Annotated in this window: 9 protein-coding genes and 1 pseudogene; 3 read left to right on the top strand and 7 right to left on the bottom strand. The window is 59.5% G+C overall.

Translation table 11 applies throughout. From position 1 onward, the window contains the following. The first annotated feature begins 194 nt into the window (after nucleotides 1-194). Nucleotides 195-800, top strand: coding sequence for an isoprenylcysteine carboxylmethyltransferase family protein (locus KY495_RS20780; protein WP_219881195.1), 606 nt, complete (start codon nucleotides 195-197; stop codon nucleotides 798-800). Between the two features lie 243 nt (nucleotides 801-1,043). On the opposite strand, the gene KY495_RS20775 is transcribed toward KY495_RS20780, so the two are convergent. The 6 genes from KY495_RS20775 to KY495_RS20750 all read right to left on the bottom strand — a co-directional run bounded on the left by KY495_RS20775 (nucleotide 1,044) and on the right by KY495_RS20750 (nucleotide 10,914). Beyond that, nucleotides 1,044-1,982 (bottom strand): cation diffusion facilitator family transporter, encoded by a 939-nt coding sequence (locus KY495_RS20775; RefSeq protein WP_219881194.1) that lies wholly within the window; start codon nucleotides 1,980-1,982, stop codon nucleotides 1,044-1,046. A 97-nt stretch (nucleotides 1,983-2,079) separates the two neighbouring features. After that, a complete protein-coding gene (locus tag KY495_RS20770) occupies nucleotides 2,080-5,268 on the bottom strand; it encodes a CusA/CzcA family heavy metal efflux RND transporter (protein ID WP_219881193.1) in 3,189 nt (1,062 codons plus the stop codon). Nucleotides 5,269-5,282: 14 nt separating this feature from the next. Further along, the gene (locus tag KY495_RS20765) at nucleotides 5,283-6,869 is read right to left on the bottom strand and encodes an efflux RND transporter periplasmic adaptor subunit (protein WP_219881192.1); all 1,587 of its coding nucleotides are present in this window, start codon (nucleotides 6,867-6,869) and stop codon (nucleotides 5,283-5,285) included. Continuing rightward, complete coding sequence (locus KY495_RS20760) at nucleotides 6,866-8,218, bottom strand: TolC family protein (RefSeq protein WP_219881191.1); 1,353 nt, start codon at nucleotides 8,216-8,218, stop codon at nucleotides 6,866-6,868. Before KY495_RS20760 ends, KY495_RS20765 begins: the two co-directional genes overlap by 4 nt. A gap of 61 nt (nucleotides 8,219-8,279) precedes the next feature. Further along, nucleotides 8,280-8,633, bottom strand: a complete 354-nt coding sequence (locus KY495_RS20755; protein WP_219881190.1) for a hypothetical protein — start codon at nucleotides 8,631-8,633, stop codon at nucleotides 8,280-8,282. 55 nt (nucleotides 8,634-8,688) lie between these two features. Beyond that, nucleotides 8,689-10,914 carry a heavy metal translocating P-type ATPase gene (locus KY495_RS20750; RefSeq protein WP_219881189.1) on the bottom strand — a complete coding sequence of 742 codons (2,226 nt, stop codon included), beginning with the start codon at nucleotides 10,912-10,914 and terminating at the stop codon, nucleotides 8,689-8,691. A 190-nt stretch (nucleotides 10,915-11,104) separates the two neighbouring features. On the opposite strand from KY495_RS20750, the gene cadR reads away from it, so the two are divergent. Next, on the top strand, nucleotides 11,105-11,560 hold the full coding sequence (gene cadR / locus KY495_RS20745) for a Cd(II)/Pb(II)-responsive transcriptional regulator (protein ID WP_307728212.1): 456 nt from the start codon (nucleotides 11,105-11,107) through the stop codon (nucleotides 11,558-11,560). Continuing rightward, a pseudogene (locus tag KY495_RS20740) lies at nucleotides 11,561-11,869 on the top strand (Tn3 family transposase); the annotation flags it as partial. 334 nt (nucleotides 11,870-12,203) lie between these two features. Here KY495_RS20740 and KY495_RS20735 read toward each other — a convergent pair. After that, entirely contained in the window at nucleotides 12,204-12,677 is a 474-nt protein-coding gene (locus KY495_RS20735) for a GNAT family N-acetyltransferase (protein ID WP_219881188.1), read from the bottom strand.

The raw sequence follows: 12,677 nt of genomic DNA, 5'->3' as shown, positions 1-12,677 counted from the left end.
CATTTTGCGGAGTTTTACGCTATATCCCGGCCGCCCCTCAATATCCGTTTCGCCCGCAGCGAGTGCGAAGCAGCAGCAAATAAGCCGATCTCAAAAGTGCTCGAACGAAAAGCTTGACCCTATAGTAGCTATAGAGTTTCTAATAGGGTTCTAGCCAAGTGGTCACGACCGCTTTAATTTTTGAGGAGTTACCAATGACTTTAATGTCGGAAAGCGTCATGCTCGCCCTGGTCTTTGTCATGTACTTCGCCGTAGCCTTCGTCTGGCCGACCGTTCGAGTGTGGCGCCTGAGCAATCTGAACCCTTACGTACTGCCGTCATCGGACGACGTTTACGGCTTCGTGACGTCGGCGATGCGCGCCTTGATGATCTGCCTCTTCGCATATATCGTCGGGCAGCTAATCTGGCCCAATATCGAACAAGGGATGGGCGCGCTGCTTTGGCTGTTGCACACCCCCGTAAAAATCGCCGGCTGGTTTGGATTGTCGATTGCCATATTGTGGACCGTCATCGCTCAGGCGCAGATGGGCCGTTCCTGGCGCATCGGGATTGACACCAACCACACCACTGCACTGGTGACCAGCGGCCTCTTCGGGTGGTCCCGCAATCCGATTTTTCTGGCGATGCGTGTGTGCCTCCTGAGCCTGGTGCTGATTCGGCCGAACGCGGTAACGCTGGCGCTCTGGCTTGTCGGTGACGTGATCATGCAAGTGCAAGTGCGCCTGGAAGAGGCATTCTTGCAAGAACAGCACGGCGAAAGTTATCGTGCTTACAGCGGCCGCACCCGGCGGTGGATCTGACGCTTCGTCCGCCATTCATTTCCGGCCTCGGCGTCGTTTTCTTTTGAACCGCAGCTTAGCTTTTGGCCGGCCAGGCTTGTCTGGGCCGCGACGCAACCGAGCCACCACGGCGATTGCGCCCATTATCACGATGGCCAAAATAAAAATGGCAAGGCAGGCCTCGACCAGCCAGTCGGGCGCCGCCGCATGCTCCTTAAGGCTCACGTGCGCACCGTCACCCTGTCTGCAAGCGTGGGCAAAAATTTAATCATCGTGCAGCTCCTTCGGCCCGTGGTCCGGGGTGAATTCGTGCAGCTCGGCGGCTTGTTCGCATGGCGAATCCTCCACTTGAACGGTCGTATGGTGAATCTCGAAATCGTGCGCCAGCATATCGCGCACGGATGCGACCAGGGCTGGCCAGGTCGCCGGCGTGCCGTTGCTGACCACATGAACAGACAGGCTGGTTTTGCCACTTGAAATGGACCACACGTGCAGATCGTGGATGCCTGTAACGCCCGGTTTTGCGCGAATCGCGGCGCCGATCTCTTCGATGCCAACTCCTTCCGGCACGCCTTCCAGCAACACGTTCATGCTTTCCCTGAGTAAGGTCCACGTCCGGGGCAATACCCATAGTCCGATGCCTACGGCGATCACCGAATCCACCCAACTCCAACCGGTGTAGCGGATCAAGAGCGCCCCGACAATGACGCCGATCGACCCGAGCATGTCGCTCCAGACTTCCAGATAGGCGCCTTTCATGTTCAGGCTGGTATCCTTCCCTGCGCTGAGCAAGCGCATGCTGATCAGGTTGACGACCAGTCCGATGGCGGCAATGATCAACATCGGGCCCGACTCGATTTGCGCGGGCGTCTGCAGGCGCTCGTAAGCCTCATAGACGATGTAGAGCGCAACCATGAACAACAATATCGCGTTGAATGCAGCCGCAAGAATCTCGAAACGATAATAGCCAAAGGTGCGCTTACTATCGGCCGGCCGTCGCCCGATTCTCATGGCAGCCAGCGATATTCCGAGAGCCGCCGCATCGGTAAACATGTGGGCTGCGTCCGAGATCAAGGCCAGGCTGTTGGTCAGGATTCCCCCCACTAATTCCGCGGTCAAAAATAACGATGTCAACGTCAATGCTATCCATAGCGGCTTCTCGCTTTGCCCAGCGCTCACACCATGCGAATGTCCTGCACTCATCCTCTTCTCCTCTGATCGCTTTGCATTTCCGGTCGCGTGGCCTTGTTTGGCGGGCGACCGGCACATCTAATTGAAACACTTGTCGGCTCAATACCTGTTACGCGACCACTTCATTCTTGGTGGTCGTATAAACTTCCTCTTCGCTGTCTTTGCCATGGGCCAGCCGATACAGCAGTGGCAAAACGAGCAACGTCAATATGGTCGACGAGAGGATGCCACCGATGACCACCGTGGCCAGGGGCCGCTGCACTTCCGCGCCAGTACCGGTCGCAATCGCCATTGGAATAAACCCGAGCGAAGCGACCAGCGCGGTCATCAGCACCGGCCGCAGACGCGTAAGCGCGCCCGTATTGATTGCATCGTCCAGTCCCATTCCCTCCTCGCGCAGGGTGCGAATGAAAGACAGCATGACCAGGCCATTGAGCACCGCCACTCCTGACAGGGCGATGAACCCCACCGCTGCTGAAATGGACATCGGAATATCGCGCAGCCACAGGGCCAGGATGCCGCCCGTGAGGGCAAACGGGATCCCGGTGAAGACCAATAACCCATCCTTGACGTTGTTGAACATGACGAACAGCAGCGTGAACACCAGGAACAGCGCGAGCGGCACCACGACTTGCAGGCGCTGTGTCGCCGACTGCAGCTGTTCGAATGTCCCGCCCCAGCGCGTCCAATACCCGGGTGGGATTTTTACTTCTTTCAAGATCATTGCTTCGGCTTCCGGCACGAACGTCCCGATGTCGCGCCCCCGTACATTGGCGCTCACCACGATGCGCCGTTTGCCATCCTCCCTGCTGATTTGATTCGGGCCGGGCGTGAAATCGAGTGTGGCCACCTCCGCGAGCGGAATGTAGCTCGTCGCGCCGGCATCCCCACCTTCCGCACCCGCCTTTGAACCGGATAGCGGTATAGGCAGGCGTTTGAGCGCCTCCAGGTCGGTGCGCAAGTGCTCGGGCAGGCGCACGATAATGTCGAACCGCCGGTCGCCCTCGAACATCGTGCCGGCGGTGCGACCGCCGGTGGCGATGGCGATCGTTTCCTGTACATCGCCAATGTTCAAGCCGTACCTGGTGGTCTTTTCCCGGTCGATGTTCACCGTGAGCATGGGAAGCCCGGTCGTCTGCTCGATTTTCACCTCCGCTGCCCCGGGCACGCGATTCAGTGTCGCTGCCACCTTGGCGGCGGTGTCGTTGAGCACGTCCATGTCGTCGCCAAAGATCTTGACGGCGACGTCGCTGCGCACTCCCGAAATAAGTTCGTTGAAGCGCAGCTGGATCGGCTGCGAGAACTCGTAGTTGTTCCCCGGGTACCTGGCGGCCTCGGCCTGCACCGCCGCCAGCAGCTCGTCCCGCGTTTTCTTCGGCGCTGGCCACTGCGATTGCGGCTTCAGCATGACGTAGCCGTCCGAGATATTCGGCGGCATGGGATCGGAAGCGATCTCCGCGGTGCCGGTCCGGGCAAAGACACGCTCGATCTCCGGGAACTTCGCTTTCAGGCCGCTCTCAAGCTGCCTTTGCAACGCGAGTGACTGCGTCAGGCTGGTGCCGGGAATGCGCAGCGCCTGGATGGCGAAGTCCCCTTCGTTCAGGCTGGGCACGAACTCGCTCCCCAAGCGGGTCGCAAGCGCCCCCGACAGGATAACGAGCACTGCTGCCAGGGTCAACACGACGGCCTTGCTACGCATCACCAGCGCGAGCGTCGGCTCATATGCTTGACTTGCCCATTTCGTCAGCCGGTTTTCCTTCTCGGACACGCGTTCGCCAATGAACAGCGCCACGGCGGCCGGAATGAAGGTCATCGATAGAATCATTGCGCCCACCAGGGCCGCGACCACTGTAAACGCCATCGGATGGAACATCTTTCCTTCCACGCCAGTGAGCGCAAAAATCGGGATGTAGACGATCATGATGATGAGCTGGCCGAACAGCAGCGGCCGGCGCGCTTCCTTGGCGGCGGCGAACACTTCATGAAAGCGCTCGGCGCGGGTCAGCGAACGCTTGTGGTGTTCCTGGGCATGCGCCAGACGCCGCACGCAGTTCTCGACGATCACGACCGCGCCGTCGATGATGATGCCGAAGTCGAGTGCCCCAAGGCTCATCAGGTTGGCGCTGACCTTGTACGTCACCATGCCGGTGAAGGTGAACAGCATCGACAGGGGGATAACCATCGCCGTGATGAGCGCTGCGCGGATATTGCCGAGAAAGAGAAACAGGATGGCGATGACGAGTACCGCGCCTTCCAGCAGGTTCCTCTTGACGGTGCTGATCGCCTTGTCGACCAGTACCGTCCGATCGTAGACCGTGTAAGCCTTTACGCCGGCGGGCAAGGTGCGGTTGATCTCGACCATCTTCTTGTCCACCGCCTGCGACACGACGCGGCTGTTTTGCCCGATCAGCATGAACACGGTGCCCAGCACGACTTCTTGGCCGTTGTCGGTCGCGGCGCCGGTACGCAATTCGCGCCCCACGTCGACCTCGGCCACGTCGCGCATGCGGACCGGCACGCTTTGAACGTTGCTCAGGATGACGTTGCGGATGTCCTCGATGTTGCGCACCTGTCCTGGGACGCGGATCAAGAATTGCTCGCCCTTTTTCTCGATGTAGCCGGCGCCGACATTGCTATTGTTGCGTTCCAGCGCGACAACGAGATCCTGCAAGGTCAGATTGTAGGACGCCAGCTTCGCCGGGTTGGGCGTGACGTGATACTCCTTCGCGTAGCCCCCGATCGAGTTGATCTCGGTAACCCCAATGACATTGCGCAGCTGCGGCTTGATGATCCAGTCCTGGATCTCGCGCAGATCGGTCGGCGTGTAAGGCGTACCATCGGCCTTTTTGGCGCCGGGTAGCGACTCGACAGTCCAAAGGTAAATCTCGCCAAGCCCGGTCGAGATCGGGCCCATCATTGGACTGACGCCGTCCGGCAGGGTTTCCTTCGCTTCCTGGATCCGCTGGTTGACCAGCTGGCGGGCAAAGTGGATATCGGTACCGTCCTTGAAGACGACGGTGATCTGCGACAAACCGTAGCGAGACAGCGAACGCGTCTGCTCCAGGTCCGGCAGGCCTGCCATGACGGTCTCGATCGGAAACGTGACGCGCTGCTCGACCTCTAGCGGAGAGTAGCCGGCCGCCGCCGTGTTGATCTGGACCTGGACGTTGGTGATGTCGGGGACGGCATCGATCGGCAGCTTTTTGTAGCTGAAGACGCCGATGGCCATCATGGCGACGACGGCAAGCATCACCAGCCAGCGGTGTTCAATGGAAAAGCGAATGATTCGTTCAAACATGTGATCTCTCCCGCTTAATGTGCATGCTCGGCGCTGCCCTTGCCTTGTTCCGCCTTGACGACGAAACTTCCGCTGGCCGCGTAAGCGGTCCCGGGTTTGATCCCGGTGAGAATCTCTGTGTACTTCCCGTCGCTGCGGCCGGTCGTGACCAGCTGGCCGACAAAGCCGCCATCAACCTTGACGAAGACGGTCGGGCTGTCGTTGACGGTCTGGATCGCATCGGCGAGCACGGCGACAGCTGCGTTCCTCTCATCCGAAGTGAGCTCGACATTGACGAACAGACCCGGGCGCCAGGCCATGTTGGGATTTGCCAGCGTCACGCGGGCCTTGGCCGTGCGCGTTTGCTCTCCGAGGAGCGATCCCACGTACGACACCGTGCCGGTCGAGACGGACCCGATGGAAGTGGCCTTGACGGTGGCGCGCTCGCCAACCCGGACGATACCCAGGTCCTTGGCGGGGACGATGATTTCCGCCCACACTGAGGACAGGTCCGAAATCAAGAAAACATTCGAATCCTCTTTGACTGCCTCGCCCAACGCGATGTGCTTTTCGACGATGGCGCCGTCGAACGGCGCCCGCAGTTCATACCGGTTCAGTGCACCGGCGGCGCCAGCAGAGGCGCCGATCGCAGCGAGCTTCTGGCGCGCGTTCTGGGTGGCGATCTCGGCCTCCCTGAACGCCTGCTGCGCCTGCAGATAGTCCTGCTCTGCCGAAATTTTGTCCTGCCAGAGTTTTTTCTCCCTTTCGTAAGTCACCCGCGCCAGGGTCTGCAGTCGTTGTGCCGACAGTAATTGGCTGCGCATTTCGGACACGTCCGAGCTGGCGATGACTGCGAGGACCTGTCCCTTCTTGACCTGCTGCCCGAGATTGGCCGACACGCTTTCGACCACGCCTGCCAGGCGCGGCACCACGTGCGCCGTACGGTCTTCGTTGAACCTGATCTCACCAGCAAGCTGGAACGCGCTACGGATGCGCGCTGGCGCCGCTGTTTCGAGCTTGATTCCGGCAGCCTTGGCTTGGGCGTCGCTCAGTTCGACTTTGCCTTCCTCGCTCTCGACGTTGAACTTGACGACATCCTTGCCTCGTTTCACGACAAAGGCGGCTTCGAACACGTGCGGCTCGGCGATTGTCTTGGTGGTGATCAGGCTGTCGCCCTGGACTGCAAAGGTGTGGTCCTGCACGTCGCCCTGGGGCCGTTTGACCTGCTCGGTTGCGCTGAAAGCCGTGGGCGGAATTGGTTTGCCATTTTGGTAAGCCCACAATTGATGCCTGGCTTCGCCGTTTTGCTCCGCCAGGAGCACTTCCACGCTCAGGCTTCCCTGGGAGAAAAGGGATCCACCGTGAGGGCCTTTTTTTGGAGGCTCTGCATGCTGTTCCTCGCCTGCATGGGCTTTTTCGTCGCCATGTGCGGCCTCGGACTTCTTGCCATGCTGGTCGCCGTCAGCGTGCTCCGCCGCTTCGCTGTGCCCGGCCTCCCCAGCTTCCTCGGACCCTGCCGATTTCTTGCCTGGGATTAGGATGACGGCCAGGAGTAGCGCGCCGACAGCCAGGATGATGGCGATCGCGATGCGCGTTTTTTTGTCGATGTTCGAGATTTTCATTGCATTTCCTTGTTTTGGAGCTGGGGAGGCGTCAAGCCGCCGTGCTGCTCGACGTTTCCGATGATGCGTTCGATGTCGGCTGCGGCGCGATGCGACTCTCCCAGTGCACGGACGTACTGCGTCTTTGCCTGGAACAGGGTTCGCTGAGCGTCTAGTACCTCCATAAAGCTGAACTTGCCGGCCTCGAAACCCCTGGTACCCGCTTCGTACGCGCTATGCGCACCTGGCAGGATCTCGTCGCGCAGGATCGCCAGTTCAGACGCGGCCGCGTTCATTCGCAATGACGCCTGCGCCAATTCCGCGGACAACTTGTTTTGTACGGCGAGCAGCTCGTCGCGCGCCTTGTCGGTTCGCCGCAATGCACTTGCCAGGTTGCCCTGATTACGGTCGAACAAGGGGAACGGGATCGCAAGGCCAACCACGGTCTGGCGCTGGCCGATCTGCTCGTCGCGCTTGCTTCCCAGGCTGACCGTCAGGTCAGGGTAACGGCGGCTGCGTTCGACGTCGGCCTGGGCTTTTTGCCGATCGATCTCGCGGCGCGACCGCATGATTTGCGGCGCCGCAGGAAGGCGTGCGAGCAGCTCGTCCGTTGTCGGATTGACGCCAGCCGGCATCGCGGGTGTCTCGACCGGGCCCACCATGGGCTCCGAACTGCCCCAGGTGGCCGACAGGCGCCGCTTGGCCAGCGCCAAATCGTTGGCAGCCTGGCTCAGTTCAATCTTGGTGCTTGCCTCGGCGACCCGGGCGCGGGTTTCCTCCACCGGCGAAATTTTTCCCGCAATCACCCGCCGTGCTGCGACACCTGTCACTTTTTGCGAGAGTTCCTGCGTCGCATGGGCGAGTAATAACCGTTCTTGCGCCGTCAGGACATCGAAGAATGCGGTGACGACATCGGCTCGCAGTGCGCTGCGATAAGTGGCCAGATCCGCCGACGCAACGTCGCGCTCGCGTTCGGCCAGCGCGATCCGGGCGCCGCGCTTGCCGCCCAACTCGACGGCCTGGTTGACTTGGACGGTGGTAGTACGAGCGTCTTTCTTGATTCCTTCAGAAAGGTAAGAAAGCTCCGGATTGGGGAATGCGCCAGCCTGCGCGCGCTGGCCTGCCGCGATGTCGAGATCGCGGCCGGCTGCTCGCAGACCGGGATTTGATGCAAAGGCACGGCTGATCGCCGCTTCCAGCGTCAACGATGAAGACTGGGCCGAAGATGGCTTGAGTTCCGGGTATAGCGGGGCCGGCGCCTGTGCGGCGGCCAGCAAAGGCTGCGCGCATAGCAACGCGAGCCCGATAGGGAAACATATTGATCGCATCGAATTCTCCAGTGGGTAATGGAAGGAATTCGGCGACGACAAGCCTACGCGTGAGCGTATTGGGAACCTGTATCAGGAATTTATGGCTGGACCGGCGCCGAACTTAGGCGGCGACCATCCAATTGGGGCGTTCGGGCAGACCGAGGTAGGGCGTGGGACGCGCGGGAAGCTGGGCGCGCTGCAGGTGGGCAGGAAGCAGATGCTGTGAGATATCCGATGACCATGACGGCGTAACCGATGTTCCGTGCGAACACGATGCGCAGTCGGGATCGAAGCCCGCTTTTTTGGTCGGCGCCGAACTGTCCTCGTCGCCGCCAGCGTCCTGATGTTCATGCTGATGATGACCGAAATGTTCACTCGCCTTGCCGGTTTCATGCATGCAATACGCACTCGCCACGCCAGCACTCATCTGAAGAGCAAATGCAAGTGCTAGCATGTAGAGAAAACGTTTGACCATGGCTCGGATTATAGCGTTATACGCAATACGACGGGGTTTAGGACGTTTCTGCGGTTCACTTCGACCGCCGCAGCAGGCGCAAGCCGTTGAAAACGACCAGCAGGCTGGCGCCCATATCGGCGAACACGGCCATCCAAAGGGTTGCCAGTCCCGTCAGGGCCAGGACGAGGAAAACAGCCTTGATCCCCAGTGCCACAGCGATATTTTGCATCAGGATGCGGCTGGTTCTTCGGCTCAAGGTCAAGAAGTCGGCGAGTTTGCTCAAGTCGTCGTCCATCAGCGCGACGTCGGCAGTTTCCAGTGCGGTATCGGTCCCCGCCGCCCCCATGGCAAATCCGATATCCGCCTTGGCCAGCGCCGGCGCATCGTTGATACCATCGCCTACCATGCCGACATAGCCGTACTTGCTCACCATGTCATTGATGGCCGTGAGCTTGTCCTCGGGCAGCAGATTGCCGCGGGCGTCGTCGATGCCGACCTTCGCGCCGATCGCCTTCGCGGTGTGCGGATTGTCGCCGGTCAGCATGATGACGTGCACGCCCATGGCTTGAATGCGTGCGATGGCCGCCACGCTGCTGTCCCGGATAGTATCGGCGACGGCGAGAATCATCATGGGGGCGGTGGCAGAACTAATCAGCACGGCCGTCTTGCCGTCTTTCTCGAACGTCTCCAGTTTTGCTTCAAGCTCCGGGGTGCAAATTCCCAGTTCGTGGATCAGGCGGTGGTTGCCCAGGTAGTAGGTGGCTCCGTCGATGGTGCCTTTAACGCCGCGGCCTGTAATGGCCTCGAAGTCGCTTACCTCGAACAGGGCGTCCTGGAGACCCAGCCCCTTCCAATGCGCGACCACAGCCGTAGACACCGGGTGATCTGAACGGTTCGACAGGCTGGCCGCGTAGCGCATCCATTTCGCCTGATCCCCATCGCCAACGACGATGGTGTCCGTCACCGATGGCTTGCCCAACGTGATGGTACCGGTCTTGTCGAGCGCTAGCGCCTTCAGCTTGCGTCCCTGTTCGAGGTAGACGCCGCCCTTGATGAGCATTCCCTGTTTAGCGGCAGCAGCCAGGCCGCTGACGACCGTGACCGGGGTCGAAATGACCAGCGCGCATGGACAGGCGATGACCAGCAACACGAGCGCCTTGTACAGCCACGGCTGGAACGGCGCCTGCATCAACAGCGGTACCGCCAGGCCGACGATCAACGCCATGACGACGACTGCCGGGATGTAGTAGCGCGCGAACTCATCGACGAAACGCTGCGTCGGCGCTCGCTCGCCTTGCGCCTGCTGGACGCTCTTGATGATTCGCGACAGCGTGGAATTGCTTTGCACGGCCGTCACGCGGTAGTCGATCTCCCCACGCTCGTTGATGGTGCCCGCGTACACGGGGTCGCCTGCCTGTTTCGAAACCGGCATGCTCTCGCCGGTGATCGGCGCCTGGTTGATCGTTGTCTGACCGGCAACGACCTCGCCGTCCAGGGGAACTCGTTCGCCTGGCTTTACGCGCACGACCGCCGCAAGCGCCACAGTGCCAGCCTGCACCGCTGCCCACTGGCCGTCGGCGCCTTGAACCGTGGCCATATCCGGAGCCATGGCCATCAAGCCTTTTATGGCATTGCGCGCGCGATCGAGCGACAGCGCTTCGATCATTTCGGCCGCCGAGAATAGAAATATCACTACAGCGGCCTCGGGCCATTGCCCGATCACTGCGGCACCAATCACGGCGAGCGACATGAGGAAGTTCATGTTCAAGGAAAAATGGCGCACAGCGATCCAGCCCTTCTTCAGGGTGTCGAGCCCGCCGGTGGCGATGGCAAGCAGGGCCAGCGCCACGACCGGGAGCGACGAATCCGTCCCGGTCGACCAGGCGACCACCTCTGCGGTCACCGCGGCGACGCCGGAGATGCCCATGAGCACCCACTTGGTGGTCGAGATGCGGTAGTCCGCGGACAGATCGGCTGCTTCCGCCGACACTGCCCCGGGAGCGGCGAGTGAATCGGCCTTGAGCACCGGCTCCAGGTCGAGTGCCTTGAGCGCCGCAACGATCGGGTCGGTGGACGGGAGATGATGCCGAACCGTCAGCTCGCGCTGCATCAGGTTAAATTGCATGCCGTCGATACCAGGCATCCCAGCGAAGCGGTCCCGGATCAGCTTTTCCTCGGTCGGACAATCCATTTTATGGATCAGGAGGACGGCAGTGGCTCCAGAAGCAATTTCAACCACCGCTGCGGGAGCGCATGCTTCCCCGTTCGGGATTTTCTTTTCGTGGTCACAGCATTGCATGATTTATCCTAGACAGCTTCAAAGTTTCGACAGTACAAACGCTATTGGACAGCCTGTAGCAGGTACAGGGTCAAGCATTAATTTTCCACCGGCGCCAACGCCAAAACAGCGTTACACTATCAACCGGCAACCCTGTAGCTATTACAGAGTAAAGTTGTTTCACAGGTATGGTACTCGGGATCAATAAATCATGGCGCTTGCACATATGAAAATCGGTGAATTGGCAAGCCACACCGGCTCGTCGGTGGAGACAATCCGTTTTTACGAGAAGCAAAAATTGCTTCCCAGTCCTTCGCGTACTTCAGGCAACTATCGGCTCTACGATGCCACCCATGTTGAGCGCCTGCAATTTATCCGTCATTGCAGGTCTCTGGACATGACGCTGGAAGAAGTGCGCGCGCTGCTCGATTTTCGCGACGGACCAAACGAGGACTGTGCCGGCGTTAACGACTTGCTCGATCGGCACATCGGGCATGTCGCGCGCCGCATTAAGGAACTAAAGGCGCTGCAGGGACAACTGAAAGAACTCCGCAGGCAGTGCAGTGCGAGTCAATCGGTACGTGACTGCGGGATTTTGCAGGGACTTGCTCAGGGTGAAAGCGCGGACGCAATTAATTTAGGATCGCATACGGGCGGTTGCCATTAGGAATTCAACCAGTTCATCAAGTGGCTGTTTTTCGGCAACCAGGGCATCATCGCCGAAAACGTGCGGCACGAGCAGCGCAAGGTTGTGAAATACAATCAGTTGGTGGCCAACCTGGCCATTCTGCACAATGTTGAGGCGATGACGGGTGTATTGAAGGAAATGCAGGGGGAGGGGTTGCCGATCGATGAAGAGATCCTTGCCGGCCTTGCGCCCTATAGAACGGAACACATTAATCGGTACGGCGATTACACCTTAGACTTGGAGAGAAAGCTGCCGCCAATGAACTACAAAACCAAGATTCTTCAATAAAACAGATACTTACAGCTTAAACTGGGTATTTTTACACGAATCCCGGCCGACCCTCTCTATTGTGCAAAGCGTCCGGCGAGCTTCTACTTTTGCCAAAACCGCCTGGATCTTCAGCGCTCCGGCGCTGGTCCGGATTCAGCGAGCCGAACAGAGATCAGGCCGGAAGTCACGCGTTCTACTACGAGCGCCGAGCAGTTTGGACAGTGGCCCTGTTCCTTCTCTTTGCCACCAGGAGTCCCGCCGGAAAAATCAGTCACCACAAGAGCCGCATGGCACTCTGGACAAACAATCTTCTGCGACATGCTCGCTCCGTAATATTGGTGAATGAAGTGAACTACTCATTGATGACTAGTCTCAAGAACCGCAGGGCACGCTCGCCGGAATATGAATCGACGATCTCGCTCGGGAGCTCTGGAAATGCTCGCTCCGCAACGCGCTTGGAGGCCTCATTGTCGACATTTACGACTGCCTCGATATAGAATTTCTTCATATGCCGTTTGAACCCGTGCTGCATTTCTTCAATACTTTTGGACAGGATGGATGTTGCGAGCCCCTTGCCCCTGAACGGCAGCGCTACGGCATATCCGGCTTGAAAGCATGGCTTGCCTTCTAGTGGTTCCAACGCCAAATAAACCACGGTTGCCTTGACCACGCCCGCTTCAACGATGGCATAAGTGATTCGTCGCATGCCGTTCGCATCGTCCATCAACACCACGAGGTCCCGGTGAAGTGCGCCGGGAGTGGGAGAAATTATCCCGTTTTTGAAAGCCTGCTGATAACTCACTAAAGCGTCGTGTGGGTCTACCAT

Source organism: Massilia sp. PAMC28688, assembly GCF_019443445.1.
In the GTDB taxonomy this organism is placed as follows: Bacteria; Pseudomonadota; Gammaproteobacteria; order Burkholderiales; family Burkholderiaceae_D; genus Telluria_A.
Note: the sequence above shows the minus strand (reverse complement) of the source record. Positions and strands in the feature narration are given on the sequence as shown.

Coding starts and splice junctions, on each gene's coding strand:
- KY495_RS20780 (WP_219881195.1), top strand. CDS start 195: ATGACTTTAATGTCGGAAAGCGTCATGCTCGCCCTGGTCTTTGTCATG.
- KY495_RS20775 (WP_219881194.1), bottom strand. CDS start 1,982: ATGAGTGCAGGACATTCGCATGGTGTGAGCGCTGGGCAAAGCGAGAAG.
- KY495_RS20770 (WP_219881193.1), bottom strand. CDS start 5,268: ATGTTTGAACGAATCATTCGCTTTTCCATTGAACACCGCTGGCTGGTG.
- KY495_RS20765 (WP_219881192.1), bottom strand. CDS start 6,869: ATGAAAATCTCGAACATCGACAAAAAAACGCGCATCGCGATCGCCATC.
- KY495_RS20755 (WP_219881190.1), bottom strand. CDS start 8,633: ATGGTCAAACGTTTTCTCTACATGCTAGCACTTGCATTTGCTCTTCAG.
- KY495_RS20750 (WP_219881189.1), bottom strand. CDS start 10,914: ATGCAATGCTGTGACCACGAAAAGAAAATCCCGAACGGGGAAGCATGC.
- cadR (WP_307728212.1), top strand. CDS start 11,105: ATGGCGCTTGCACATATGAAAATCGGTGAATTGGCAAGCCACACCGGC.
- KY495_RS20735 (WP_219881188.1), bottom strand. CDS start 12,677: ATGGTAGACCCACACGACGCTTTAGTGAGTTATCAGCAGGCTTTCAAA.